This is a genomic window from Devosia enhydra, from assembly GCF_900119845.1.
Taxonomy (GTDB): domain Bacteria; phylum Pseudomonadota; class Alphaproteobacteria; order Rhizobiales; family Devosiaceae; genus FPKU01.
Genome location: NZ_FPKU01000001.1, coordinates 286,847 through 313,000, shown reverse-complemented (window position 1 = coordinate 313,000; position 26,154 = coordinate 286,847). Strand labels below are relative to the sequence as shown.

Below are 26,154 nucleotides of genomic sequence, written 5' to 3'. Positions count from 1 at the left end.
TTACTTCAGGATCTTGGCGACGACGCCGGCGCCCACCGTACGGCCACCCTCACGGATAGCGAAGCGGAGCTTTTCTTCCATCGCGATCGGCACGATCAGCTGAACGTTGATATTCACGTTGTCGCCCGGCATCACCATCTCGGTGCCTTCCGGCAGCGTCACGATGCCGGTCACGTCGGTGGTGCGGAAGTAGAACTGCGGACGATAGTTCGCAAAGAACGGCGTATGACGACCGCCCTCTTCCTTGGTCAGGATGTAGGCTTCGGCAACGAAGTCCGTGTGCGGGGTAACGGAACCGGGCTTGCAGAGCACCTGGCCGCGCTCGACCTGCGAACGGTCGATACCACGGATCAGGGCACCGATGTTGTCGCCGGCCTGGCCCGAGTCGAGCAGCTTGCGGAACATCTCGACGCCGGTCACGGTCGTCTTCTGCGTCGCCTTCATGCCGACGATTTCGACTTCCTCGCCGACCTTCACGATGCCGCGCTCGACACGGCCGGTGACCACGGTACCGCGGCCCGAGATCGAGAACACGTCTTCGATCGGGAGCAGGAACGGCAGGTCAACCGGACGCTCCGGCTGCGGGATGTATTCGTCGACGTTGCGCATCAGCTCGAGAATGGCATCGTGGCCGAGCTTGGCATCGCCATTGTTGAGCGCCTCGGTGGCCGAGCCCTTGACGATCGGAATGTCGTCGCCGGGGAACTCGTAGGACGAGAGCAGCTCGCGCACTTCGAGCTCGACGAGCTCGAGCAGCTCGGGATCGTCGACCATGTCGCACTTGTTGAGGAAGACCACCAGGGCCGGCACGCCGACCTGACGGGCGAGCAGGATGTGCTCGCGGGTCTGGGGCATCGGGCCGTCGGCGGCGGACACGACCAGGATCGCACCGTCCATCTGGGCAGCGCCGGTGATCATGTTCTTCACATAGTCGGCGTGGCCCGGGCAGTCGACGTGAGCGTAGTGACGCTTCTCGGTCTCGTACTCGACGTGCGCGGTGTTGATGGTGATGCCGCGGGCCTTCTCTTCGGGGGCAGCGTCGATCTGGTCGTAGGCCTTGAAGGTCGCGCCACCGGTCTCAGCCAGCACCTTGGTGATCGCAGCGGTCAGCGACGTCTTCCCGTGGTCGACGTGACCAATGGTGCCGATGTTGCAGTGCGGCTTAGTGCGGGAAAACTTTTCCTTAGCCATCGCTCTTCTCCGTAATGCGCCGGTCGCAGAGGCCGGCAGTATCTCAATTGTCGTTATCGGCTCATGGCGAGCCGGGCGAGCGAGGCGAACCCCAACCGTCCCGGATCGACCGCTTGTCTATCAGGCGTACTTGGCCTGTACTTCCTGGGCCACAGCCGTCGGAACCTGCTCGTAATGGTCGAACGTCATGGTGTACTGCGCCCTGCCCTGGCTCATCGAGCGCAGCGAGTTCACATAGCCAAACATGTTGGCCAGGGGCACCATCGCGTCGATCACCTGAGCGATACCGCGAGACTCCGTGCCGCGGATCTGGCCGCGACGGGAGTTCAGGTCGCCGATGACGTCGCCGACATAGTCTTCCGGCGTCACGACTTCAACCCGCATGATCGGCTCGAGGATCTTCGGATCGGCCTTCTGCAGCGCCTCGCGGAAGCCCGCGCGGCCAGCGATTTCGAAGGCGAGGACCGAGGAGTCCACTTCGTGGTAGGCACCGTCGAGGAGCGTGAACTTCACGTCCACGATCGGGAAGCCGATCAGGATGCCCGAGCCCATGACGGACTCGACGCCCTTCGACACGCCCGGCACGTATTCCTTGGGCACCGAGCCACCGACGATGGCCGACTTGAACTCGAAACCCTTGCCGGGCTCGTTCGGCTCGATGGTGAACTTGATGCGGGCGAACTGGCCCGAACCGCCGGACTGCTTCTTGTGGGTGTAGTCGTGCTCGACCTTGCGGGACACGGCTTCACGATAGGCCACCTGCGGAGCGCCGATATTGGCTTCCACCTTGAACTCGCGGCGCATGCGGTCGACGATGATGTCGAGATGCAGTTCGCCCATGCCCGAGATGATGGTCTGGCCCGATTCCTCGTCGGTCTTGACGCGGAACGACGGATCCTCGGCAGCCAGGCGCGCAAGCGCCAGGCCCATCTTCTCCTGGTCGGCCTTCGACTTGGGCTCCACGGCGATGTCGATCACCGGCTCGGGGAACTCCATGCGCTCGAGGATCACCTTGTTGTTGGGATCCGAAAGCGTGTCGCCGGTCGTGGTATCCTTGAGGCCCACCACGGCGACGATGTCGCCGGCGAAGGCTTCAGTGATCTGCTCGCGCGAATTGGCGTGCATCTGGAACATGCGGCCGATGCGCTCGCGCTTTTCCTTGACCGTGTTCTCGAGCATCGCACCCTGCTCGATCTTGCCCGAGTAGATGCGGCAGAAGGTCAGCGAACCCATGTGCGGGTCGTTGGCGATCTTGAACGCCAGCATCGACAGCGGCTCGTTGTCGTCAGCGTGACGCTCGATCTCGGCTTCGGTCTTGACGTCGATGCCCTTGATGGCAGGGATGTCGATCGGCGAGGGCAGGAACTCCACGACGCCATCGAGCAGGGGCTGAACACCCTTGTTCTTGAAGGCCGAGCCGCAGAACACCGGGAACAGCGTCACGGCGCAGGTACCCTTGCGGATCAAGCGGCGAAGCGTGTCATTGTCCGGAACTTCGCCGTTGAGATAGGCCTCGAGGACCTCGTCGTCCATCTCGACCGCGGTCTCGATCAGCTTCTCACGATACTCTTCGGCGCGGGCCTGGAGATCTTCCGGAATGGCGACCACGTCCCATTGGGCGCCCAGCTCTTCATTGCGCCAAACGAGCGCATTCATCTCGATCAGGTCGACAACGCCCTTGAAGTCGTTCTCGGCGCCAATCGGAAGCTGCATCACCACCGGCTTGATGCCGAGGCGCTTGTCGAGGGTGTCGAGGCAGAAGTAGAAGTCGGCGCCGATCTTGTCCATCTTGTTGACGAAGATCAGGCGCGGAACGTTGTACTTGTCGGCCTGGCGCCAGACGGTCTCGGTCTGGGGCTCGACGCCCTGGTTGCCGTCGAGCAGCGCGATGGCGCCATCGAGAACACGCAGCGAACGCTCGACTTCAATGGTGAAGTCCACGTGGCCGGGCGTGTCGATGATGTTGAAACGGTGCATCACGCCATCACGACCCTTCCAGAAGGTGGTGGTGGCAGCCGAAGTGATGGTGATGCCGCGTTCCTGCTCCTGCTCCATCCAGTCCATGGTGGCGGCGCCATCATGAACTTCACCGATCTTGTGAGACTTGCCGGTGTAATAGAGCACGCGCTCGGTCGTGGTGGTCTTGCCGGCATCGATGTGGGCCATGATGCCGAAATTGCGGTAGCGTTCGATCGGGTACTCGCGGGCCATAACGGTCTCTCCTACCAGCGATAGTGCGAGAACGCGCGGTTGGCGTCGGCCATCCGGTGCGTGTCTTCGCGCTTCTTCACGGCCTGGCCGCGACCATTCATGGCATCCATGAGCTCGCCCGAAAGGCGCTCGCGCATGGTGTTCTCGCCGCGCTTGCGGGCGCTTTCGATCAGCCAGCGAATGGCCAGGGCCTGCTGACGATCGGTGCGCACTTCCACCGGAACCTGATAGGTGGCGCCACCAACACGACGCGACCGCACTTCGACGGCCGGACGGATGTTGTCGAGCGCGCCGTGGAAGACGTTGATCGGATCCTGGCGGGTCTTCTGCTGCACGATATCGAAGGCACCATAGACGATCGACTCGGCGACCGACTTCTTGCCGTCCTGCATCAGGGAGTTCATGAACTTGGTGACGACCAGATCGCCGAACTTGGGATCGGGGATGACGTCACGCTTCTCGGCGCGGTGGCGACGGGACATGGGAGGCTCTCCTTACTTCGGCCGCTTCGCGCCGTATTTCGAACGACGCTGCTTGCGATCCTTGACGCTCTGGGTGTCGAGGACGCCGCGCAGCACGTGGTAACGAACGCCCGGAAGATCACGCACACGACCGCCGCGAATGAGCACGACCGAGTGCTCCTGGAGGTTGTGGCCTTCGCCCGGGATATAGGAAATCACTTCACGCGAATTGGTCAGACGAACCTTCGCAACCTTGCGGAGCGCCGAGTTCGGCTTCTTCGGAGTCGTTGTATAGACGCGCGAGCAGACGCCGCGCTTCTGCGGGTTCGCCTCCATCGCCGGGACTTTGTTCCGCTTCGGCTTGGTGGTCCGAGGTTTGCGGATCAGCTGATTAATGGTCGGCATTGCGCTCTTTCCATCCGTCCAAATTCGCACTTACCAAGACGCAAGCAAACCAAAGCGGCGCCCGATCGATCCCCACACGGGAACCGCGACGCCTCTCATGCAGCGGACCACACCCCACGCGGGAGTGCGTTCATGCGCACATAGATTTGCTGTCGTCTCTACCGAACCAGTGTGTTTGAGGCTCTCGGATGCCCGCGCAGGCGGCAGACACCACTCAGACCCTCACGACCGACCGTTAAGGTATGGGCTGTTTATTGGTGTTGGCCGCCCCCGTCAAGGGAGTTTTCATGAAATCGCAGCAAGGCTGGGCTGTCCGGGGCGGGCAACGGCTCTTTGTGCGACCCCTGCCAAGAGTGTAAGACTAGGCGTGGCCCCGATCGGGTCTTTTGGCATAAAAGCAGGGAGTTCAACGCTTTGCAGCACAAAATGGCCTCTGTGGCCCTGCTCCTTGCGAGCATCGCCCTCCCCTCGTCGGTCCAGGCGCAGGCCGCCGGAGAGCAGATCATCGATGGCGGGGCCGTCGACACCGTTCTCGCGATTGCCCAGCGCCATGGCGATGCGACTCGCGAACACCAGATGAATGGCAATCCCGGCATCAGCGGGCGCATGGCCGACACCGACTATTACATCTATTTCGTCAATTGCGATTCGGAGGGCGTCTGCGAGGACATCAATTTCTACGCCGGATTCAGCGAATCGCAGCCGACGCTCGAATCGATCAACGAATGGAATCGCGACCGCCGCTTCGGGAAGGCCTATATCGACTACGAAGACGACGCCGTGATCGAGATGGATATCAATCTCGAATATGGCGTGACTGCCGACAATCTCGACGCCGGCTTCCTGGTCTGGGAGACGGTGCTCACCGAGTTCCGCACCCATATCGGCTACGAGTAAGCCGCCCCTGCTCTTCTCGTCGCTCATCGATATCCGGACGTGAAAAGGGGCCCCGCGGGGCCCCTTTCCTATTGCATGGATCGTCCGATCACTCGGCCGGTTCGGCGGGCGCTGGGATCGCGGCGGTTTCGGCCTGGCGGCGACGCTCCTCGAGGATGAGGTCGTCACGGCGCGAGGCAACGCGCTTGATCGAGGACGTGGAGGCGCCCGTGCCGGCCGGGATGAGACGGCCCACGATGACGTTCTCCTTGAGACCCTCGAGCAGGTCGGCCTTGCCCGAGACGGCCGCTTCGGTCAGCACGCGCGTCGTCTCCTGGAAGGAGGCGGCGGAGATGAACGAGCGGGTCTGCAGCGACGCCTTGGTGATGCCGAGCAGCACCGGGACGGCCTCGGCCGGCTTGCGGCCATCGGCCACCAGCTGGTCGTTGAGCTCGTCGAAGTCGAGTCGGTCGATCTGCTCGTCCTTGAGCAGGCCGGAATCGCCGGGATTGGTGATCTCGACCTTCTGCAGCATCTGGCGAACGATGACCTCGATGTGCTTGTCGTTGATCAGCACGCCCTGCAGGCGATAGACCTCCTGGATCTCGTTGACGAGATAGCGTGCCAGTTCCTCGACGCCCTTGATGGCAAGGATGTCGTGCGGAGCCGGGTTGCCATCGAGGATGTACTCGCCCTTCTCGATCGGATCACCTTCCTGCAGATGGAACGGCTTGCCCTTCGGGATCAGGTATTCGACCGGATCAGCACCCTCCTCGGTCGGCTCGATGATGACGCGACGCTTGTTCTTGTAGTCGCGTCCGAAGCGGATCGTGCCGTCGATCTCGGCGATGATGGCGTGATCCTTGGGACGACGAGCCTCGAACAGCTCGGCCACGCGCGGCAGACCGCCGGTGATGTCCTTGGTCTTGGCACTTTCGAGCGGGATACGAGCCAGAACGTCGCCGGGGGCAACCTTCTCGCCGGGCTCGACAGCGATAACCGCATCCACCGAGAGCAGATAGCGGGCATCGCCACCGCGCTCGACCTTGGCCACCGTGCCACCACGGGTGATCGCCAGTGCAGGACGCAGGCCTTCACCACGCTGGTTGGACCGCCAGTCGATGACGACGCGCTTGGTGAAGCCCGTCGTCTCGTCGGTGGTCTCGGCAACCGAGGACCCGTCGACGAGGTCTTCGAAGGCCACCTCGCCGTCGACTTCTGCCAGCACCGGACGGGTGTAGGGATCCCATTCGGCGATACGCTGGCCACGACGCACTTCGTCACCATCATCGACGCGGAGCTTCGCGCCATAGGTCACGCGGTGGGTGGTGCGGTCCTTGCCCTCGGCATCGACGATCGCGATCGTGACGTTGCGGCCCATGGCGATGAGCGCACCGCCCGAGACCTTGGCCACGTTGCGGTTGCGGATGACCACCTTGCCTTCTGCACCGGCCTCGAGGAACGAGGAGTCCACCACCTGCGCCGTGCCACCGATGTGGAAGGTGCGCATGGTGAGCTGGGTGCCCGGCTCCCCGATCGACTGGGCAGCGATGACGCCGACGGCCTCGCCGATATTGACCGGCGTGCCGCGGGCCAGATCGCGACCATAGCAGGCGGCGCAGCAGCCCTGGCGGAGATCGCAGGTCAGCGGCGACCGGATGCGCACGGTCTGGATCTTGGCGGCCTCGATGGCATCCACGTCCTTTTCCGAGAGCAGCGTGCCGCGCTTGGCCAGCAGATCCCCCGACAGCGGATGGAAGATGTCGTCGGCCGTGGTGCGACCCAGGATACGCTGACCGATCGAGGCCACGATCTGACCGGAGTCGATGATCGCCTCCATGGTCAGGCCGCGTTCGGTGCCGCAATCGAGCTCGGTGATGATCGAGTCCTGCGCCACGTCGACGAGACGCCGCGTCAGGTAACCCGAGTTCGCCGTCTTCAGCGCGGTATCGGCCAGACCCTTGCGGGCACCGTGGGTGGAGTTGAAGTACTCCAGCACGTTCAGGCCTTCCTTGAAGTTGGCGGTGATCGGGGTCTCGATGATCGAGCCGTCCGGACGCGCCATCAGGCCGCGCATGCCAGCGAGCTGCTTCATCTGCGCCGGCGAACCACGCGCGCCCGAATGGCTCATCATATAGACCGAGTTGATCGGCTTCTGGCGGCCGGTTTCCTTGTCGATGTGAACGGCAGCAATGCCCTTCATCATCTCCTCGGCGACCTTGTCACCGCACTTGGCCCAGGCGTCGACGACCTTGTTGTACTTTTCGCCCTGAGTGATCAGGCCGTCATTGTACTGCTGCTCGAACTCCTCGACCTGCTTCCTGGTGTCCTCCACGATCTTATACTTGGAGGCCGGGATCACCATGTCGTCCTTGCCGAACGAGATGCCGGCGCGGCAGGCATGCTTGAAGCCCAGATCCATGATGCGGTCGCAGAAGATCACCGTCTCCTTCTGACCGCAGCCACGGTAGACCGTGTCGATCATCTTGGAGATCATCTTCTTGGTCATCAGCTGGTTGCACGTCTCGTAGGGGACGGCGACGCTGAGCGGCAGGAGCTGCCCCATCATCATGCGGCCCGGCGAGGTCTCGACGATCTTGGTCGAGCGCTTGCCATCGGCATCCACGACCGCGACGCGGCCCTGGATCTTGGTGTGGACCGTGATGACGCCGCTGGCGAGCGCATGCTCGATCTCGCCCATGCTGGCAAAGGCCATGCCCTCGCCCGGCTCGTTCTCATACATCAGCGAGAGATGGTAGAGCCCGAGCACGATGTCCTGGGACGGCACGATGATCGGCTGGCCGTTGGCCGGGTGCAGGATGTTGTTGGTCGACATCATCAGCACGCGGGCTTCGAGCTGGGCTTCCAGCGAAAGCGGCACGTGCACGGCCATCTGGTCGCCGTCGAAGTCGGCGTTGAACGCCGCGCAAACGAGCGGGTGCAGCTGGATGGCCTTGCCCTCGATCAGATGCGGCTCGAAGGCCTGGATGCCGAGGCGGTGGAGCGTCGGGGCGCGGTTGAGCAGCACCGGATGCTCGCGGATGACCTCGTCGAGGATATCCCAGACTTCCGGCTTTTCCTTCTCGACCAGCTTCTTGGCCTGCTTGACCGTGGAGGAAAACCCCTTGGCCTCGAGGCGGCTGTAGATGAAGGGCTTGAAGAGCTCGAGCGCCATCTTCTTGGGCAGGCCGCACTGGTGCAGCTTGAGCTCGGGACCCACGGTGATCACCGAACGGCCCGAATAGTCGACGCGCTTGCCGAGCAGGTTCTGGCGGAACCGGCCCTGCTTGCCCTTGAGCATGTCGCTGAGCGACTTCAGCGGACGCTTGTTGGCGCCCGTGATGGTGCGGCCGCGACGGCCGTTGTCGAACAGCGCATCGACCGCTTCCTGAAGCATGCGCTTCTCGTTGCGGATGATGATGTCGGGCGCGCGCAGCTCGATGAGGCGCTTCAACCGGTTGTTGCGGTTGATGACGCGGCGGTAGAGATCGTTGAGATCGGAGGTCGCGAAACGACCGCCATCGAGCGGCACGAGCGGACGAAGCTCGGGCGGGATGACCGGAATGACGGTCATGATCATCCATTCCGGCTTGTTGCCCGAAACGATGAACTGCTCGACGATCTTGAGACGCTTGGCCAGCTTCTTGGGCTTGAGCTCGGTGGTGGCTTCCGCGATCTCGACGCGCAGGTCGGCGGCAAGCTTCTCGAGGTCGAGCGCCAGCAGGATGTCGCGAATGGCCTCGGCGCCGATCTTGGCGGTGAAGCTGTCGGCCCCATACTGGTCCTGGGCGTCGAGGTACTGCTCTTCGGTCAGCAACTCGTTGAGCGTGAACGGGGTCAGGCCCGGATCGAGCACGACATAGTGCTCGAAATAGAGGATGCGCTCGATATCCTTCAGCGTCATGTCGAGCAGAAGCGCGATGCGGCTCGGCAGCGACTTGAGGAACCAGATATGGGCGACGGGCGCGGCCAGCTCGATATGGCCCATGCGCTCGCGGCGCACGCGGCTCAGCGTCACTTCGACGCCGCACTTCTCGCAGATGACGCCCTTGAACTTCATGCGCTTGTACTTGCCGCACAAGCATTCATAGTCCTTCACAGGCCCGAAGATGCGCGCGCAGAACAGGCCGTCGCGCTCGGGCTTGAAGGTGCGGTAGTTGATGGTCTCAGGCTTCTTGATCTCGCCATAGGACCAGCTGAGGATCTTCTCCGGGCTGGCGATGTTGATCTTCATCTGATCGAACATCTGCGCAGGCATCTGCGGATTGAAGGGGTCCATCACGTGCTGATGATGATTCATCGTTCATCTCCTCGTTCCGTTGCTTCGGGCGGGCCAGGCCCGAAGCGCCATCGGAACAGGTTGAGGGGGAAGCTGCGGCCCGGCGGGGTTTATTCCGCCGCGGCCTGCGGAGGAGCGAGCTCCGCCTCTGCGGTGTTGTCGTTCAGCTCGCCGCCATCGGCGCCTTCGCCCATCTCGAGCTCGACATTGAGCCCGAGCGACCGGATTTCCTTGACGAGAACGTTGAAGCTCTCCGGAATGCCGGCTTCGAAGGTGTCGTCGCCGCGCACGATGGCCTCGTAGACCTTGGTGCGGCCAGCCACGTCGTCGGACTTGATGGTCAGCATTTCCTGCAGCGTGTAGGCGGCGCCATAGGCTTCGAGCGCCCACACCTCCATCTCGCCGAAGCGCTGGCCGCCAAACTGCGCCTTGCCGCCCAGCGGCTGCTGGGTAACGAGCGAGTACGGGCCGATCGAACGGGCGTGGATCTTGTCGTCCACGAGGTGGTGAAGCTTGAGCATATAGATATACCCAACCGTCACCTTGCGGTCGAAGCGCTCGCCGGTCCGGCCGTCATAGACGATCGACTGGCCCGAGCTGTCGAGCCCGGCGCGTTCCAGCATGTCGACGATATCGGCTTCCTTGGCGCCATCGAACACCGGAGTGGCGATCGAGATGCCCTTGGACAGGTGCTCGCCCATGCGCACCAGGCTGTCGTCGTCGAGGTCTTCCATCTGCGGGTCACCCGCAAACAGCGAACCCAGTTCCACGCGGAGCGGGGTGAGATCCCCCTTCTGGTGGTAACGGCGGACCATCTCGTCGATCTTCTTGCCGACGCCGGCGCAGGCCCAGCCCAGATGGGTCTCGAGGATCTGCCCCACATTCATGCGCGAGGGCACGCCGAGCGGGTTGAGCACGATGTCGACGGGCGTACCGTCGTCGAGATAGGGCATGTCCTCCTGCGGGACGATGCGGGACACCACGCCCTTGTTGCCGTGACGGCCGGCCATCTTGTCGCCCGGCTGCAGCTTGCGCTTGGTGGCGACGAAGACCTTGACCATCTTCATCACGCCCGGGGGCAGCTCGTCGCCGCGCTGGAGCTTGTCGACCTTGTCGATGAAGCGCTGCTCGAGCAGCTTGCGGCTCTCCTCGTACTGGGCGTGGAGCGCCTCCATCTCGGCCATCACCTTGTCGTCCTCGATGGCGAACTGCCACCACTTGGACCGCGGCTGGGCATCGAAGATGGCATCGTTGAGCCGGGTGCCGGGCACATAGCCCTTGGGACCAGCCGTGGCCGACTTGCCGAACAGCATCTCCTTGAGACGCGCATAGACGTTGCGGTCGAGGATCGACTGCTCGTCGTCACGGTCCTTGGCGAGGCGCTCGATTTCCTCGCGCTCGATCGCCATGGCACGCTCGTCCTTGTCGATGCCGTGGCGGTTAAAGACGCGCACTTCCACCACCGTGCCCGCATCGCCCGGGGGCACGCGCAGCGAGGTGTCACGCACGTCGGAGGCCTTCTCGCCGAAGATGGCGCGGAGGAGCTTCTCTTCCGGCGTCATCGGGCTTTCGCCCTTGGGCGTGATCTTGCCCACGAGGATGTCACCGGCCTGCACTTCGGCACCGATATGGACGATGCCGGCCTCGTCGAGGTTCTTGAGCGCTTCTTCCGAGACGTTCGGAATGTCGCGCGTGATTTCCTCGGGCCCGAGCTTGGTGTCGCGGGCCATCACTTCATATTCCTCGATATGGATCGAGGTGAAGACGTCCTGCATCGAGATCTTCTCGGAGAGCAGGATGGAATCTTCGAAGTTGTAGCCGTTCCAGGGCATGAACGCGACGAGCACGTTGCGCCCGAGCGCCAGATCACCCAGTTCGGTCGAGGGACCGTCGGCGATGATGTCGCCCTTTTCGACGTGGTCACCCACAACCACCAGCGGACGCTGGTTGATGCAGGTGGACTGGTTCGAGCGCTGGAACTTCATCAGGTTGTAGATGTCGACGCCCGACTTCGACGCATCGGTTTCTTCCGTTGCGCGAATGACGATACGGGTCGCGTCCACCTGGTCGACGATGCCCTTGCGCTTGGCCACGATGGCGGCGCCGGAATCGCGGGCCACCACCGGCTCCATGCCCGTGCCCACGAAGGGGGCCTCGGCACGCAGCAGCGGCACGGCCTGGCGCTGCATGTTCGAACCCATGAGCGCGCGGTTGGCGTCGTCGTTCTCGAGGAACGGAATGAGCGCGGCCGCCACCGAGACGATCTGCTTGGGCGACACGTCCATGAGGTCGACGAGTTCGCGCGGGGTCAGGCCGTTGTCGCCGGCATGGCGGGCAACCACCAGATCCTCGACCAGCGCACCGGCCGCGTCGACCTTGGCATTGGCCTGGGCGACGTAGTGCTTGGCCTCTTCCATGGCCGAGAGATAGACGACCTCGTCGGTCACCTTGCCATCGACGATCTTGCGATACGGGCTTTCGATGAAGCCGTATTTGTTGACGCGCGCGAAGGTCGAGAGCGAGTTGATGAGACCGATATTGGGGCCTTCGGGCGTCTCGATCGGGCAGATGCGACCATAATGGGTCGGATGCACGTCGCGCACCTCGAAGCCGGCGCGCTCACGGGTGAGACCGCCCGGCCCGAGCGCCGAGAGACGCCGCTTGTGCGTGATCTCGGAGAGCGGGTTGGTCTGGTCCATGAACTGGCTGAGCTGGCTCGAGCCGAAGAACTCGCGCACCGCGGCGGCTGCCGGCTTGGCGTTGATCAGGTCCTGCGGCATCACCGTGTCGATCTCGACGGAGCTCATGCGCTCCTTGATCGCGCGCTCCATGCGCAGCAGGCCGAGGCGGTAATGGTTCTCCATCAGCTCGCCGACCGAGCGCACACGGCGGTTGCCGAGATTGTCGATGTCGTCGATCTCGCCGCGGCCATCGCGCAGGTTGACCAGCGTGCGCACGACTTCCACGATGTCTTCCTTGCGCAGGATGCGCATGGTGTCCGGGGCGTCGAGCTCGAGGCGCATGTTCATCTTGACGCGGCCGACGGCCGACAGGTCATAGCGCTCGCTGTCGAAGAACAGCGACTTGAACATGGCTTCGGCGGTTTCGACCGTCGGGGGCTCGCCCGGGCGCATGACGCGGTAGATATCGAAGAGCGCGTCCTCGCGGCTCTCGTTCTTGTCCACGGCCAGCGTGTTGCGCAGATAGGCGCCGATGGTGACATGGTCGATGTCGAGGATCGGCAGCTCGTCGAAGCCCTTGTCAATCAGCTTCTTGAGCAGCTTCTCGTCGAGCTCGTCGCCGGCCTCGGCATAAACCTCGCCGGTCTGCATGCTGATCAGGTCTTCGGCGATGTAATTGCCGTAAAGGTCCTCATCGGTGGCGAGCAGGTGCGTGAGCCCGTTTTCGGCGAGCTTCTTGGCCTGGCGCGCGGTGAGCTTCTTGCCGGCCTCGTGCACCACGTCGCCGGTATTGGCGTCGATGAGGTCGAGCAGCGGCTTGGCACCCTTCATCGCCTCGTGGTCGTACGGCTTCTTCCAGCCGCCCTTGCCGTTCCGCGTATAGGTGTTGATTCCGTAATAGGTGCGCAGGATTTCCTCGGCGTCCATGCCGAGGGCCTTGAGCAGCGAGGTCACCGGGATCTTGCGGCGCCGATCGATGCGCGCATAGACGATGTCCTTGGCGTCGAATTCGATGTCGAGCCACGAGCCGCGATAGGGAATGATGCGGCCGGCGAACAGCAGCTTGCCCGAGGAGTGGGTCTTGCCCTTGTCGTGGTCGAAGAACACGCCCGGCGAGCGGTGCATCTGCGAGACGATAACGCGCTCGGTGCCGTTGACGATGAAAGTGCCGTTCGACGTCATGAAGGGCATGTCGCCCATATAGACGTCCTGCTCCTTGATGTCCTTGACCGAGCGGGCGCCGGTTTCCTCGTCCACTTCGAACACGATGAGGCGCAGCGTCACCTTGAGCGGCGCGGCGAAGGTCATGTCGCGCTGACGGCACTCGTCAACGTCGTATTTGGGCTGCTCGAATTCGTACTTCACAAATTCGAGAGATGCAGTGTTGGAAAAGTCGGTGATCGGGAAGACCGAGCGGAAAACCGCCTCGAGGCCCTCGTCGGGACGCCCGCCCTTGGGCTCGTCCACGAGGAGGAACTGATCATAGGAGGCCTTCTGGACCTCGATCAGGTTCGGCATCTCCGTGACTTCGCGAATGGACCCGAAGGACTTGCGTACCTTGCGACGACCGTTGAACGTGGTAACCATACCCGCTCCTGTTCTTTCTCTCGAATGTCTCGGAGGCAGATGTCCAAAGCGCCGACTATCAGCCGTCGGCCCTCAGGAAATCTGCCCGCCCTTTAAACTATCAGCATCCGCAGTTGGCGGGACGACTTGGTCTCCACCCGGCCGGCGGGGCCGCAGATCCGGGGCGGCGAGCCGCCCCGGAAGGATCGAAACGATCCGATAATTACTTGAGCTCGACCTTGGCGCCGGCGCCTTCGAGCTTCTTCTTGATGTCCTCGGCCTCGGCCTTGGTCGCGCCTTCCTTGATCGCCTTGGGAGCACCCTCGACGAGGGCCTTGGCCTCGCCCAGGCCCAGGCCGGTGATGGCGCGGACTTCCTTGATGACGTTGATCTTGTTCTCGCCGAACGAGGCGAGGATCACATCGAATTCAGTCTTTTCTTCGACCGGGGCAGCGGCAGCGGCCGGAGCGGCGGCAGCGGCGACCGGAGCGGCGGCGGAAACGCCCCACTTCTCTTCCAGCATCTTCGAGAGTTCAGAAGCCTCGAGAACGGTCAGAGCCGACAGGTCTTCAACGAGCTTGGCGAGATCAGCCATTTAGATATCTCTTTTCTTTGGGTTTCGGTTCGAGCCGGGATGGGCCGCCACATCGGGGTCCACCGGCGGAGTGTGGTTTGAAAGCTATGCCGCTTCGCTCTTGTCCTTGTCCGCATAAGCGGACAGGACCCGCGCAATCTGGGCACCAGGGGCCTGCACGACGGATGCGATGCGGGTCGCGGGCTGCTTGAGCATCCCGGCGAGCGTTGCACGCAGCTGGTCGAGCGAAGGCATGGTAGCCAGCGCCTTGACGTTGTTGGCGTCGAGAGCGGTCGCACCCATCGCACCGCCGAGAACCACGAACTTCTGGTTCTTGTCGGCAAAGCCGGCCGCGATCTTGGGCGCGACCATGGGATCGTCCGCAAAGGCAATGACCGTCGGACCCACGAGAAGGGCCGACATGTCAGCGTTGGCGGTTTCCTCGAGAGCGAGCTTGGCAAGGCGGTTCTTGGCAACCTTGACCTGCCCGCCAGCGGCCTTCATCTGCTTGCGCAGATTTTCGAAGTCCGCAACGGTCAGACCGGCGTTCTGCGCGACGACGATCGATCCAGCGCCCGCAAGGGCTGCCTGGAGCGAGACGACGAGCTCACGCTTTTCCGCTCTTTCCATACTTGTCTCCACATTTGGCCCGGAGCCCGAAGGCCCGGACCGGTGCCAATTGCCACCCCCGGGGGGACGGCGGTTAACGCCTGTCAACCAACTCCACGTTCGGGCAAGCCCGACAGCGGCAAATGGCCTGGATCGAACCGAGGCTCCAAGAGTGGAATTCCTCTGGTCTTCTCCCCGTCTATTGCAGGCCCGCTCGCTTCATCGTGCCGCAGGGCGGCACACTCGGCTGGGTTTAAGCGCCCGGAGGCGCACCGGCAGTCTCGGACAGGACTTAACCGGACCCGATCGTCAGGGGCCGGCAGACCGGGCGACCAAAGCCGCCCGGAATGGGATCAATGGACCGACGAAGGATCCACATGCACGCCGGGGCCCATGGTGGAGCTCACGGCGACGCGCTTGATATAGGTGCCCTTGGCCCCGGCCGGCTTGGCGCGGGTCACGGCATCCGAGAACGCCTTGATGTTCTGGAGCAGAGCATCCTCGGAGAAGGAGGCCTTGCCGATACCGGCATGCAGGATACCGGCCTTCTCGACGCGGAACTCGACCGCACCACCCTTGGAGCCCTTGACGGCGCCCGCGACATCCATCGTCACGGTCCCGACCTTGGGGTTCGGCATCAGGTTGCGCGGGCCCAGGATCTTGCCCAGGCGACCGACCAGCGGCATCATGTCCGGCGTGGCGATGCAGCGATCGAAATCGATCTTGCCGCCCTGGATCTGCTCGACCAGGTCTTCTGCGCCCACGACGTCGGCACCGGCGGCGCGGGCCTCGTCGGCCTTGGCGCCGCGCGCGAACACGGCCACGCGCACGGTCTTGCCGGTGCCATTGGGCAGGTTCACGACGCCGCGGACCATCTGGTCGGCGTGGCGGGGATCAACGCCCAGGTTGAACGCGACCTCGATGGTCTCGTCGAACTTGGCGCTGGCGCGCTCCTTGACCATCTTGAGCGCGTCGCCCAGCGGGTAGAGCTTCTTGCGATCGATGCCCTGGCGGGCGCCGGTGATTCTCTTGCCGACATGCGCCATGATCAGCCCTCCACCTGGATGCCCATGGAACGGGCGGAGCCGGCGATCATCGTCGCGGCCGTATCAACGTCATAGGCGTTGAGGTCCTTGAGCTTCTTCTCGGCGATCTCGCGCACCTGGGCCATGGTGATGGTCGCGGCGCTTTCCTTGCCCGGAAGCTTGGAGCCGGACTTCAGGCCGGCGGCCTTCTTGAGGTAGTAGGTCACCGGCGGCAGCTTCATCACGAAGGTGAAGCTCTTGTCCGCATAGGCGGTGATCACGACCGGAATCGGGGCGCCCTTTTCCATCTCCTGGGTCTGGGCGTTGAACGCCTTGCAGAACTCCATGATGTTGAGACCGCGCTGACCCAGCGCCGGCCCGATCGGGGGCGAGGGCGTGGCGGAGCCCGCGGGCACCTGCAGTTTTACGTAACCAACGATCTTCTTGGCCATCGTCGTCCTTCCTTACTGTCTCCGGCTGGCCGGAGGATTGCGACGCCGTGGTGCGAGGCTTTGACCAGGGCTGGCCGCCCTGCCCTCTCCCACGGGTTTTGCGAAAGCCCTGAGGGCCTCGCGGGCCGGCTCGGGGGCCGGCCAGACCTCCCGGATCGGGAGGTCAGGGCGATCAGATCTTTTCGACCTGACCGTATTCGAGTTCCACCGGCGTCGGCCGGCCGAAGATCGACACTTCGACCTTGAGGCGCGAACGCTCCTCGTCGACTTCCTCGACGATGCCTTCGAAGCTCTGGAAGGCGCCGTCGGCGACGCGCACCTTCTCGCCGATCTCGAAGCTGACGGACGGCTTGGGATGCTCGACGCCTTCCTGCACCTGCTGCAGGATCGACATCGCCTCGCGCTCGGAGATCGGCATCGGCTTGTCGCCCGAGCCGAGGAACCCGGTGACCTTTGGCGTGTTCTTGATCAGGTGGAAGGCCTGGTCGGTCATCTCCATCTTCACCAGCACATAGCCGGGGAAGAACTTGCGCTCGGTATCGACCTTGCGGCCGCGACGAACCTCAACGACCTTCTCGGTCGGCACGATGACGTCATCGAACAGGTCTTCGAGCTTTTTCTGCGCGACCTTCTGACGGATGTCCTCGGCGACCTTGCGCTCGAAGTTCGAATAGGCCTGGACGATGTACCAGCGCTTGGCCATGCCGCGTTCTCGCTCCACTAATTGGTTTGGTCCGGCCCGCCTCAGCGGATCGACAGCATGAGCTGCACGAGCCAGGCGATGATCTGGTCGGCCGCGAGGAAAAAGAAGCTGGCCAGCGTGGCGAAGATCAGCACCATGATGGTGGAGATCACCGTCTCGTTGCGCGACGGCCAGGTCACCTTGCTGACTTCCTGCCGGACTTCCTGCAGGAATTTGAACGGGTTGGTCGCAGCCATGGGCGGGATCAGCTTCCAGAAAAAAGCAACGTCAAATAGCCGCGCGAGTCGGCGCGCAGCTTCGGATGGCCGTATCTAGCGACTTGGGGCCGCTCATGCAAGAGGCTCGGGAACTATTCCCACCCTGACGGAGGATGCGCCCGCGTGCTAGGGAGCGCCCGTCAGCGAACGGGGGTACGCCATGACACACTATCTGCGCCATCTGCGCGACCGCCTGCGCGTCGCCTCTTATGTGAGGCGGCAGCTCAGGCCATTCAACCACGCGCTGCCGCGACTCGCGGTCGATATCCGCCCACAAGGCGGGTACCCCTATGACGTCGAGCTGCGCCGCACGGGCGATGTGCTCGCGATCGGCATTACGTTCCACGACAGGCTGCTGCTGCACTGGCATGTGCGGCGACGGCTTGCGCCCTATATCCATTACCTTCTCGAGAGCGGCCTTGAAAGCGCATGCTTTACCGTCGCGACAAGCGACGGACAGGAGCCGACCCAGGCCGACTTCGCCTATTCTTCCAACGACCCGAGCGTGCAGCTCCTGCCCGATGCCTTCTTTTTCGATCATCGTGGGTTTGCCGCCGATCTTCGCCTCGCCGACGAGACCGCGATCTCCTGGAACGATCGACGCGACGCGATCGTCTGGCGGGGCGGCAGCAACGGCATCGGTGCCCTGCCCTGGCCGGGCTCGCCGCCTGACAATCCGCGCCTCGCGCCTCGTGTCAGCCTGTGCCTCCTCGCCCGCGAGATCGAGGGCCTCGATGCGGGAATATATGAGAGCGGGCACCCCTTCTGGCCAAATGACGCGCTCGACCGACTGGGGCTGCGGCGACCTGCGCGGCCGGAAGCGGAGTGGCTGGGCGACAAGTTCGCCATCGATATCGATGGATGGACCAACACCTGGACCAATCTGCTGCGCCGTCTTCATTACGGCTGCTGCGTGCTCAAAGTGGAGAGCGCCTTCGGATATCGGCAATGGTATTACGACCGGCTGCAGCCGTGGCAGCATTACATCCCCATTCGCGCCGACATGGCCGACCTCGGCGAGAAGATCGACTGGGCGCGCACCTATCCCACGCGAAGCAGCGAAGTCGCCCGGGCCGGACAGGAATTTGCCCGCAGCCTCACCTTCGAGAGCGAAACCCGCTGGGCGGCGGAAAAGATTGCTCAAAGATTAGGCTGAACCGATATCTGCCTACGATTGCCCACAGTTTCATCGCGCTGAGGAGAATTGATGCATGGCTGCATGGCAGCCTTGCAAAACCAGCGGTTTTCCCGGTCGTCCGGCGCTCATATATCGAGCGCACTGAACACGAGATGAGCGCCGGGCACCGGCGCAGGACCGGAAAACCAAATGAAGATTCTTGCTCTGATCGACTCCCTGTTCGTCGGGCTGAGCCGTGACGACCGCTTCCGCTATATGAGCCGCCATCAGCTGCGCGACATCGGTGTCAGCGAAGCCGAGATCGAGCGGCTGAAGCGCCCGACCCCGCAGTTCTGATTTTATCGAGCCTCTCCCGGCTTGTGACAGGCGTCCCGCAAGGGGCGCCTGTTTCTTTTCCGGCTCCCCAATTGCACGGCAGCGCAACGTCCACCCCTGCTCGCGCGTTAGCGCCCCAACGCGTGCGATTTTCGCTCCGCAACAGGTCTTCGACCGGCGATACTTGGGGGTATCAGATGACGAATGTGCAGGAACTGATCGAGAAGCTGCGGCCCATTGGCGAGCGCATCCAGCATTGGCGCGCCGAGGCGGTCCGCATCCGCGCCATGACCGACGAGACCTACGCGTCGCAGTCGGTTGAAGAGGCCCGGTTGCAGCAGGTCGAAGAGATCGCCGGACAGATTTATCGCGAGATCGAGACCTTCGACGCCATCGTCGCGGAGATCTCAGATGCGAGCCCGGCAGCGGCCGCGGAGCTCTCGGATGTGGGCAATGCCTTGCAACTGATCCTGCTCGAGATCACCGAGCTCGGCACCGGCATGTATTCGGTGCATTCGGGCCTGCCCATCGCCAACCCCGCCGCTGACGGTTCGATCGACATCGGGGCCAAGCCTGTCGCAGCAGATATTGCCGAGGCGGAAAAGTCGGAAGCTGCTCCCGTTTCGAACTAGGGAGCAGTGGGCGGCAGCGCCGCGTTTTGCCTGGCAGGGGCAGAGGGACTCGAACCCACGACCCTCGGTTTTGGAGACCGATGCTCTACCAACTGAGCTATACCCCTTCAGGCGAGATGCTCTCTAGAGGCAAAGCGTCTCGCGCGCAAGGGCCCGATCACGCTCCCGTGCCATTCCAGATATAAGGCAGCAGCGGCAAAGCAAGAAGCACGAGGCCGAGAAAGGCCACGGTGAAGGCAATCGAGCGCCAGGGGCTGAGGCCCTTGAGGTAGCAGATCACGTGGCCGATCCGCCCGATGAGGAAGATCCACGCGCCGAGAAGCGTCAGCCAACCCGCTTCGCCGAGCACGATCGAGAGAATCGCCAGCGTCAGAAAGATCGGCAGCGTTTCGTGCAGATTGCGCAGCGCGTTCTGGGCCCGCGAGAGCTCGGGGGTCGGGGGCGGCAGCTTGTCGCGCGGCCCCATCTGCACTTCGGGGCCGACCTGCTTGGCGAGATAGGCGCCGGGCAGGAAGGCCTGGATGAAGGCCAATGCGAGAACGAGAAAGATGGCGAGAAGCAGCATGGGTTCACCCGCAAGCAGTTGGGGCCCATCAGATTCGGCCCATCATCTGCGAGTTTACGCAGAGGAGCCGCCATCCGACCATCCCGTCCAGTCGAGCACGATCTTGCCCTCCTCCCCGCTCGCGGCGCTGGCAAAGGCCTGGGCATAGTCCGATGCGGGCATGCGCTTCGTGATCACCTTGCGGATATCGAGGCCGCTTTCGAGCATCGCCATCATCTTGTGCCAGGTCTCGAACATCTCGCGCCCATAGATACCCTTGAGCGTGATCATGCGGAACACGACCTTGCCCAGATCGAAGGGAAAGGGCTGCGACGGAATGCCGAGCAGCGCGATGCGCCCGCCCATCACCATGTGCGCGATCATCTGGTCGAGCGCCGCCGGCGCACCGCTCATCTCGAGCCCGACATCGAAGCCTTCCTTCATCCCCAGCCGCTGCATCACCGAGCGCAGATCCTCGGTCGCGACATTGACCGGGGTGATGTCCGCCACTTCGGCGGCAAGCGCCAGCCGGCGCGGATTGACGTCGGTGATCACCACATGCCGCGCGCCCACATGACGGGCCACCGCTGCGCCCATGATGCCGATGGGCCCGGCGCCGGTCACGAGCACATCCTCGCCCACGATGTCGAAGGCCAGCGCCGTATGCACGGCATTGCCGAGGGGATCGAGGATGGCGCCCAGTTCGTCGTCGATCGTGTCGGGGAGCGGCACGGCATTGAAGGCGGGAAGGCGCAGATATTGCGCGAAGGCGCCCGGCAGATTGACGCCGATGCCCTTGGTTTCGGGGTCGAGATGGAACTTGCCGGCGCGCGAGGCCCGGCTGGTGTTGCCCACCACATGCCCTTCGCCCGAAACGCGCTGGCCGATGGCGAGGTGCGTGACTTCGCTGCCCCGCGCGACGATCTCGCCGGCAAATTCGTGGCCCACCACCATCGGCACGGGAATGGTGCGGGCGGCCCACTCGTCCCAGTTGTAGATATGCACGTCGGTGCCGCAGATGCCCGTGCGGTTGACCTTGATCAGCACATCCTTGGGCCCGATTTCGGGGACGGGCTCGTCTCCGAGCCAGATGCCCTTTTCGGCCTTGGCCTTGACCAGCGCCTTCATCGTCAAATCCTCCCGATGATGCCCAGGTCGCGCCCGGCATCGGTGAATGCTGTGATCGCCTCGTCGATATCGGCATCGCTGAGCGCCGCCGACATCTGCGTGCGGATGCGCGCCTTGCCCTTGGGCACGACGGGATAAAAGAAGCCGGCCACGAACACCCCGCGCTCGTCGAGGGCCGCAGCCAAACGCTGGGCCAGTTCGGCCTCGCCCAGCATGACGGGGATGATCGGGGTGTCGCCCGGCACGAGCGTGAAGCCTGCCGCAGTCATCCCAGTGCGAAAGCGGCGGGCATGGCGGGCCAGGGTTTCGCGGCGGTCATCGGCGGCCTCGGCGATGTCGATGGCCTTTATGGCGCCTCCGGCCAGCGCCGGGGCGAGGCTGTTGGAAAAGAGATAGGGCCTCGCCCGCTGGCGCAACAGGTCGATGATGGGCTGGGCCGCGGCGATGAAGCCGCCCATGGCGCCGCCCAGCGTCTTGCCGAGCGTGCCGGTGATGATGTGGACCCCCTCCCCGGCGCCTGTCAGCGTCGGTGTACCCCTGCCCTTCTCGCCCAGGTGCCCGGTGGCGTGGCAATCATCCACCGCCACCAGCGCGCCATAGCGCTCGGCCAAGTCGGCAATGGCCTTGAGCGGCGCCACATGCCCATCCATCGAAAACACGCCATCGGTGACGATGAGCCGGAAGCGGCTGCCGTCGTCCACGGCAGTCTTGAGCTCGGCTTCGAGCGCATCCATGTCACCCGAGGCATAGCGGTAGCGCTTCGCCTTGGAGAGCCGCACGCCATCGATGATCGAGGCGTGGTTGAGGCTGTCGGAGATCACCGCATCCTCCGGCCCCAGCAGCGTCTCGAACAGCGCGCCATTGGCATCGAAACAGGCGGCGAAGAGGATGGCGTCGTCCTTGCCGAGATAGCGCGCGATGCGCTGCTCGAGCTGGCGATGGAGATCCTGCGTGCCGCAGATGAAGCGCACGGACGCCATGCCATAGCCATGGCTCTCGAGCGCGGCACGCGCCGCCTCGGCGACCTCGGGATGGTTGGCAAGCCCGAGATAATTGTTGGCGCAGAGGTTTATCGCCGAGCGCTCGGCGCCGTCCTGTCCGCGATACCGGATGCGTCCGCCCTGCGGCCCGAGAATCTCGCGCTCGCGTTTCCTGAGGCCGGCTTCTTCAATGGCAGCAAGCTCGGCTTGAGCATGGGCGAGAAAACTGTGAGCCATGAGGGCCTCCCGATATACTGGATGATAATTCCACTATATCGGAATTTCGTCAAGCGCCGGCATTGCGCCCGTAAAGCAGCACCAGAAGCCCGCTGGCCGGCTCCGGTCCGGCATTGGCGATGGCATGCTCGCGATCGGCCGGATAGCGCGCCGTCTCGCCCGCATTCAGGGTGCGGACCTCGTCGCCCGCGCGGATTTCGAACCGTCCCGACAGCGCGGTGAAGTGCTCGAACGCGCCATCGGGATGGGGCGCACTTTCGAGCACGCCACCGGCATCGATATCGAGCAAATACCATTCCGACAGGCCTGCCAGCCGGGCAGGCGAGAGAATGCGCAGCCGGCACGATCCGCCTCCGCCGATAATCTCGGGGGTCTGGGCCGGCGTCATCGTCGCGATGGCCGGCTGGCTGGCATTGGGCCCGCCGGCGATCAGATCGGCGAAGTCGATGCCTAGAGCCTGGGTGAGGTTCCACAGCACCGCGAAGGTGGGATTGGTCTCGCCGCGCTCGATCTGGCTCAGCATGGAGCGCGATACCCCGGAGAGCTGCGCCAGTTGCTCCAGCGTCAGTCTGCGCGCCTTGCGCGCATTGAGCAGCGCCGGACCGATTTCCGGTGGTGACGTGGTCATGGCGGATCTCCCTCCCGGCCGATCCATAGCAGCTTGCGCCTTTGCGGCAACAGGCCCATCCCGGCGCCCCGTTGCAGTACGTAAGATTACCTAATAGCGTGGATCGCGACGCCCATGCGTCAGCGTCAGAGGGATATTGGAAATGCACAAAGTATTCGCAGCCGCGGTGCTTGCCGCGGCGATGTTCACCGCGCCCGCAGCCCCTGCACTTGCCGCGCCGCTGCCGGCCAAATGCGCCCTGCTCTGGTTCACCGCCGATTGCATCAACGCCGTGTCGCCCGGCGTCAGCAAGGCCGTTGCCGCTCCGGCCGCTGCCCTGACTGCCGCGGCCAGCCCCACCATCCGCCTCGTGCGCTGCACCGAATCCACCAGCGGCAAGGCCCTGCTCGACTGCACCTACGAATAGACGGGATTTCAGCAGCGATGCCCCGGCCTGCGGGTCGGGGCATTTTCGGGGGCGCGTGATTGATCACTGACATGATTGCCTCAGCCCTGGCGCTCTGCCTGTCGGTCGGGCTGGGATGGCTCTGGGCCTGGCACCTGCTGCGCGCGCGCCGCGACGGCGTGCTGCCGATGCGCGGTGGCGCCTTTGAAAAGGCGCGGCAGCCGCGCTCGTTCCGCTTCTGGTTCGGCTATCAGGCGCTCTGGCTCGTGGGGCTGGGCGCGGTGGGCATCTACGCGCTGACGCGGCTGGTGACGATGGCTGTCGCGTCGCTCTCGGCCGACTGATCGCGAGGGGGACTGGAGCGGGTGAAGGGAATCGAACCCTCGTATTCAGCTTGGAAGGCTGCTGCTCTACCATTGAGCTACACCCGCGCGGGCTCGTTCATATCCGCCCGGGACTTGCCGCGTCAACCGGCCTCGCGTGACATGAACGCCAGCGCGACGCAACGGTCCCGGTCATGACCCCGGCACCCTCCCGCCCCAATCCGCTCCGCACCCTGGGCGTCGTGCTCGAGGAGCGCTTCAGGCGCAAGCCGGACGGCAGCATCTGGAGCACGGGCAATTTCGGCGATGCCTTCTGGCAGCGCTATCTCGAGGTGTTCGATGCCGTCGTCGTCATCGCCCGCATCGAGCCGTGGGACGGCACGACGCCGGTCGGCGCGGTCACCCGCGATCCGCGCGTCCGCTTTGCGGCCGTATCGCCCTATCTGGGCATTGGCGGGTTCGTGCGTCGGCTTCCTTCGGTTCTCGCCTCGGTCGGGAGGGGCATTGAAGAAGTCGACTGCCTCGCCCTACGCCTGCCCGGTACGCTGGGCATGGTCGCGGGGCTGCTGCGGGCAAGGCTTCCAAAGCCGTATTTCGTCGAGCTTGTCGGGGACCCCGACAGCGTTTTCGGCGCGGGCGTCGGCGGCAGGATGGCGCCGTTGCTGCGCCGGATCTTCGTGCCGGGCACGCAGCTTCTGGTCAGGCAGGCCAGCGGAGCGGCCTATGTGACCGAGCGTGTTCTGCAACGCCAGTATCCGGCAAGCCCGGGCAGGCCGGTTTCGGCCTATTCCTCGATCGTGCTGTCGAAGGACTGGTTTTCAGCTCCGGCCGGACCGGTCGAGAGCCCCATGCTGCGCCTTCTCTCGGTGGGTTCGCTCGAAACGCGCTACAAAGGCATGGATGTGCTGGTTTCCGCTGTCGGCCGCCTCGTTGCCGAGGGCAGGCCGGTCCGGCTCACAATCATCGGGGGCGGCGCGTTCCTTGCGCCGCTTCGCGATCAGGTGGCAGCGCTGGGGCTCTGCGACCATGTCGACTGCCTCGGGCATCAGGATCGGCAGCAGGTGATGATGGCGATGCGCGCCTGCGATCTCTACATCCAGCCCTCGCGCACCGAGGGCCTCGCGCGCACCGTGATCGAAGCGATGGCGACGGGACGGCCGGTGATCGCCACAAGGGTCGGCGGGCTCGTTGAACTGGTGCCGGACGAATGGCTGGTGCCCAGCGACGATCCCGAGGCGCTGGCCGATGCCATCGTCCGAGCCTGGCCGGCCGAGATCCGCGCAGCCATGTCTGCAGCGAGCGTCACGCGGGCGCAGGACTTCCTGCCCGATACGCTGGCCGGGCGACGGCGGGCGTTCTACCACGCGTTCGTCGAGGCGGCCCGGCATGACGCTTAGGGTCCTCCACCTGCTCAAGACCGCCCGGGGCGCGCCCTTCCCGATCCGCCAGATCGCTGCAATGACCCGGGCTGGGGTGGCCTCCGCCGTGCTGGTGCCTGTGCGAGGCGATAATCACCAGCCGATTGTCGATGCAGGAGCCGAGGTCTTTTTTGGCCGCAACGACATCAAGGCGGTCGTGCAGCCAGCCCAGTTCCTCGCCGCGCGGCAGCACTTGCTTGCGGCCATGGACGTCTTCCGGCCCGACATCATCCTTGGTCATTTCGTCGGCAGCATCATCTTTGCGCGGCTGGCGCTCGGCCGACGCCATGCCGTGCCGCGCGTCTTTCAGGTGGCGGGCCCGCTGCATCTGGAGCATTGGGGCCCCCGCCGCTTCGAGATCGCGACGGCCGGACCCTCCGATTTCTGGCTCGCGACCTGCAAGGCGACGCGCGGACATTATCGCGCGGCCGGCATCGACGCAGAAAGGCTGGGGCTGGGCTATTTCGGCCTGCCGGACGAGTCCTTCGCAAAGGGCCCGCCCGAGACGCTGCGCCGGTTGCTGGGGCCTGCCGCCGCTGGTCGACAGATCGTCGGCATGGTTGCCTTCGCCTACCCGCCCCGCCCGTTCCTCGGCCGCCCGCGCGGGCTCAAGGGCCATGAAGACCTGTTCGAGGCGATGCGCCTTCTGATCGCCCAAGGCACCGATGCGCATCTGGTGGTGGTCGGGGGCGCGGCTGAAGGCGCGGAGGCCTATTATGAACAGCTGAAGGCCCTTGGCCACCGCCTGCTTGGCGACCGGCTGACGATGCTGGGCTCGCGGCAGGACGTGGCAGCGCTCTATCCGGGCATGGATGTCGCCGTCCATCCGTCCCATTCCGAAAATCTCGGCGCCGCCATTGAATCGCTGGCTCTTGGCGTGCCGACGGTGGCGACCAGCGTCGGCGGCTTTCCAGATATCGTGCGGCCCGGAGAGACCGGGTGGCTGGTGCCGCCGCGCGATCCGCCGGCGCTGGCTCGGGCCATCGCCGAGGTGCTGGGCAACCCGAGCGAGGCCCGGCGGCGGGCCGAGGCGGGGCGAAACCTCATCTCCGAAGAATTTCGCGCCGACAGGGCCGCTGCCGGCGTCACCGCATTTCTCCAAGCCGTGGCGGCCCGCCAGCCCGTGCGCTGAGCAG

At 64.3% G+C, this 26,154-nt stretch carries 24 protein-coding genes and 2 tRNA genes; 8 read left to right on the top strand and 18 right to left on the bottom strand.

Features of this window, described 5'->3' with window-relative positions; translation table 11 throughout:
* The 4 genes from tuf to rpsL form a co-directional block, all read right to left on the bottom strand.
* Entirely contained in the window at positions 1-1,191 is a 1,191-nt protein-coding gene (gene tuf, locus BT183_RS01515) for an elongation factor Tu (protein WP_072338648.1), read from the bottom strand.
* A gap of 120 nt (positions 1,192-1,311) precedes the next feature.
* Positions 1,312-3,402 carry an elongation factor G gene (fusA, locus tag BT183_RS01510; RefSeq protein ID WP_072338647.1) on the bottom strand — a complete coding sequence of 697 codons (2,091 nt, stop codon included), beginning with the start codon at positions 3,400-3,402 and terminating at the stop codon, positions 1,312-1,314.
* A gap of 11 nt (positions 3,403-3,413) precedes the next feature.
* Positions 3,414-3,884, bottom strand: a complete 471-nt coding sequence (gene rpsG, locus BT183_RS01505) for a 30S ribosomal protein S7 (protein ID WP_072338646.1) — start codon at positions 3,882-3,884, stop codon at positions 3,414-3,416.
* Between the two features lie 12 nt (positions 3,885-3,896).
* The gene (gene rpsL, locus BT183_RS01500) at positions 3,897-4,268 is read right to left on the bottom strand and encodes a 30S ribosomal protein S12 (protein WP_072338645.1); all 372 of its coding nucleotides are present in this window, start codon (positions 4,266-4,268) and stop codon (positions 3,897-3,899) included.
* Between the two features lie 426 nt (positions 4,269-4,694).
* Between rpsL and BT183_RS01495 the strand changes: the two genes are divergently transcribed.
* Positions 4,695-5,165 (top strand): YbjN domain-containing protein, encoded by a 471-nt coding sequence (locus BT183_RS01495; protein WP_072338644.1) that lies wholly within the window; start codon positions 4,695-4,697, stop codon positions 5,163-5,165.
* An 88-nt stretch (positions 5,166-5,253) separates the two neighbouring features.
* Here BT183_RS01495 and rpoC read toward each other — a convergent pair whose 3' ends face one another.
* From rpoC to secE, 8 genes are all read right to left on the bottom strand, one after another.
* Positions 5,254-9,444 (bottom strand): DNA-directed RNA polymerase subunit beta', encoded by a 4,191-nt coding sequence (gene rpoC / locus BT183_RS01490; RefSeq protein ID WP_072338643.1) that lies wholly within the window; start codon positions 9,442-9,444, stop codon positions 5,254-5,256.
* Between the two features lie 89 nt (positions 9,445-9,533).
* The gene (rpoB, locus tag BT183_RS01485) at positions 9,534-13,691 is read right to left on the bottom strand and encodes a DNA-directed RNA polymerase subunit beta (RefSeq protein ID WP_072338642.1); all 4,158 of its coding nucleotides are present in this window, start codon (positions 13,689-13,691) and stop codon (positions 9,534-9,536) included.
* 202 nt (positions 13,692-13,893) lie between these two features.
* On the bottom strand, positions 13,894-14,265 hold the full coding sequence (gene rplL, locus BT183_RS01480) for a 50S ribosomal protein L7/L12 (protein ID WP_072338641.1): 372 nt from the start codon (positions 14,263-14,265) through the stop codon (positions 13,894-13,896).
* Between the two features lie 84 nt (positions 14,266-14,349).
* Positions 14,350-14,874, bottom strand: coding sequence for a 50S ribosomal protein L10 (rplJ, locus tag BT183_RS01475; protein ID WP_072338640.1), 525 nt, complete (start codon positions 14,872-14,874; stop codon positions 14,350-14,352).
* A 332-nt stretch (positions 14,875-15,206) separates the two neighbouring features.
* A complete protein-coding gene (gene rplA, locus BT183_RS01470; RefSeq protein WP_072338639.1) occupies positions 15,207-15,899 on the bottom strand; it encodes a 50S ribosomal protein L1 in 693 nt (230 codons plus the stop codon).
* Positions 15,900-15,901: 2 nt separating this feature from the next.
* On the bottom strand, positions 15,902-16,330 hold the full coding sequence (rplK, locus tag BT183_RS01465; protein ID WP_072338638.1) for a 50S ribosomal protein L11: 429 nt from the start codon (positions 16,328-16,330) through the stop codon (positions 15,902-15,904).
* Between the two features lie 172 nt (positions 16,331-16,502).
* Entirely contained in the window at positions 16,503-17,033 is a 531-nt protein-coding gene (gene nusG / locus BT183_RS01460) for a transcription termination/antitermination protein NusG (RefSeq protein WP_072338637.1), read from the bottom strand.
* Positions 17,034-17,074: 41 nt separating this feature from the next.
* A complete protein-coding gene (gene secE / locus BT183_RS01455) occupies positions 17,075-17,269 on the bottom strand; it encodes a preprotein translocase subunit SecE (protein WP_072338636.1) in 195 nt (64 codons plus the stop codon).
* A 181-nt stretch (positions 17,270-17,450) separates the two neighbouring features.
* Between secE and BT183_RS01450 the strand changes: the two genes are divergently transcribed.
* The 3 genes from BT183_RS01450 to BT183_RS01445 all read left to right on the top strand — a co-directional run bounded on the left by BT183_RS01450 (position 17,451) and on the right by BT183_RS01445 (position 19,375).
* Entirely contained in the window at positions 17,451-18,446 is a 996-nt protein-coding gene (locus tag BT183_RS01450; protein WP_072338635.1) for a glycosyl transferase family 90, read from the top strand.
* A gap of 171 nt (positions 18,447-18,617) precedes the next feature.
* Positions 18,618-18,764, top strand: a complete 147-nt coding sequence (locus tag BT183_RS20635) for a hypothetical protein (protein WP_177282348.1) — start codon at positions 18,618-18,620, stop codon at positions 18,762-18,764.
* Positions 18,765-18,940: 176 nt separating this feature from the next.
* Positions 18,941-19,375: a hypothetical protein gene (locus BT183_RS01445; RefSeq protein WP_072338634.1), complete on the top strand. Its 435-nt coding sequence runs from the start codon at positions 18,941-18,943 to the stop codon at positions 19,373-19,375.
* 31 nt (positions 19,376-19,406) lie between these two features.
* On the opposite strand, the gene BT183_RS01440 is transcribed toward BT183_RS01445, so the two are convergent.
* The 5 genes from BT183_RS01440 to BT183_RS01420 all read right to left on the bottom strand — a co-directional run bounded on the left by BT183_RS01440 (position 19,407) and on the right by BT183_RS01420 (position 22,892).
* A tRNA-Trp gene (locus BT183_RS01440) sits at positions 19,407-19,482 on the bottom strand.
* A gap of 50 nt (positions 19,483-19,532) precedes the next feature.
* Positions 19,533-19,940: an MAPEG family protein gene (locus BT183_RS01435; RefSeq protein WP_072338633.1), complete on the bottom strand. Its 408-nt coding sequence runs from the start codon at positions 19,938-19,940 to the stop codon at positions 19,533-19,535.
* Between the two features lie 54 nt (positions 19,941-19,994).
* Positions 19,995-21,047, bottom strand: a complete 1,053-nt coding sequence (gene tdh, locus BT183_RS01430) for an L-threonine 3-dehydrogenase (protein ID WP_072338632.1) — start codon at positions 21,045-21,047, stop codon at positions 19,995-19,997.
* 2 nt (positions 21,048-21,049) lie between these two features.
* Positions 21,050-22,264: a glycine C-acetyltransferase gene (kbl, locus tag BT183_RS01425; protein ID WP_072338631.1), complete on the bottom strand. Its 1,215-nt coding sequence runs from the start codon at positions 22,262-22,264 to the stop codon at positions 21,050-21,052.
* Positions 22,265-22,313: 49 nt separating this feature from the next.
* Positions 22,314-22,892 carry a helix-turn-helix domain-containing protein gene (locus BT183_RS01420; RefSeq protein WP_084603178.1) on the bottom strand — a complete coding sequence of 193 codons (579 nt, stop codon included), beginning with the start codon at positions 22,890-22,892 and terminating at the stop codon, positions 22,314-22,316.
* A 142-nt stretch (positions 22,893-23,034) separates the two neighbouring features.
* On the opposite strand from BT183_RS01420, the gene BT183_RS01415 reads away from it, so the two are divergent.
* Both BT183_RS01415 and BT183_RS01410 read left to right on the top strand, forming a co-directional pair.
* The gene (locus BT183_RS01415) at positions 23,035-23,298 is read left to right on the top strand and encodes a hypothetical protein (RefSeq protein WP_072338629.1); all 264 of its coding nucleotides are present in this window, start codon (positions 23,035-23,037) and stop codon (positions 23,296-23,298) included.
* 71 nt (positions 23,299-23,369) lie between these two features.
* Positions 23,370-23,621 carry a hypothetical protein gene (locus BT183_RS01410; RefSeq protein WP_072338628.1) on the top strand — a complete coding sequence of 84 codons (252 nt, stop codon included), beginning with the start codon at positions 23,370-23,372 and terminating at the stop codon, positions 23,619-23,621.
* A gap of 13 nt (positions 23,622-23,634) precedes the next feature.
* Here BT183_RS01410 and BT183_RS01405 read toward each other — a convergent pair.
* Positions 23,635-23,708: transfer RNA gene (locus BT183_RS01405), tRNA-Gly, on the bottom strand.
* An 86-nt stretch (positions 23,709-23,794) separates the two neighbouring features.
* Between BT183_RS01405 and BT183_RS01400 the strand changes: the two genes are divergently transcribed.
* Together BT183_RS01400 and BT183_RS01395 are read left to right on the top strand one after the other, a co-directional pair.
* Positions 23,795-24,997 carry a glycosyltransferase gene (locus BT183_RS01400; protein WP_072338627.1) on the top strand — a complete coding sequence of 401 codons (1,203 nt, stop codon included), beginning with the start codon at positions 23,795-23,797 and terminating at the stop codon, positions 24,995-24,997.
* The gene (locus BT183_RS01395; RefSeq protein ID WP_072338626.1) at positions 24,987-26,150 is read left to right on the top strand and encodes a glycosyltransferase family 4 protein; all 1,164 of its coding nucleotides are present in this window, start codon (positions 24,987-24,989) and stop codon (positions 26,148-26,150) included. Before BT183_RS01400 ends, BT183_RS01395 begins: the two co-directional genes overlap by 11 nt.
* Positions 26,151-26,154: the final 4 nt, after the last annotated feature.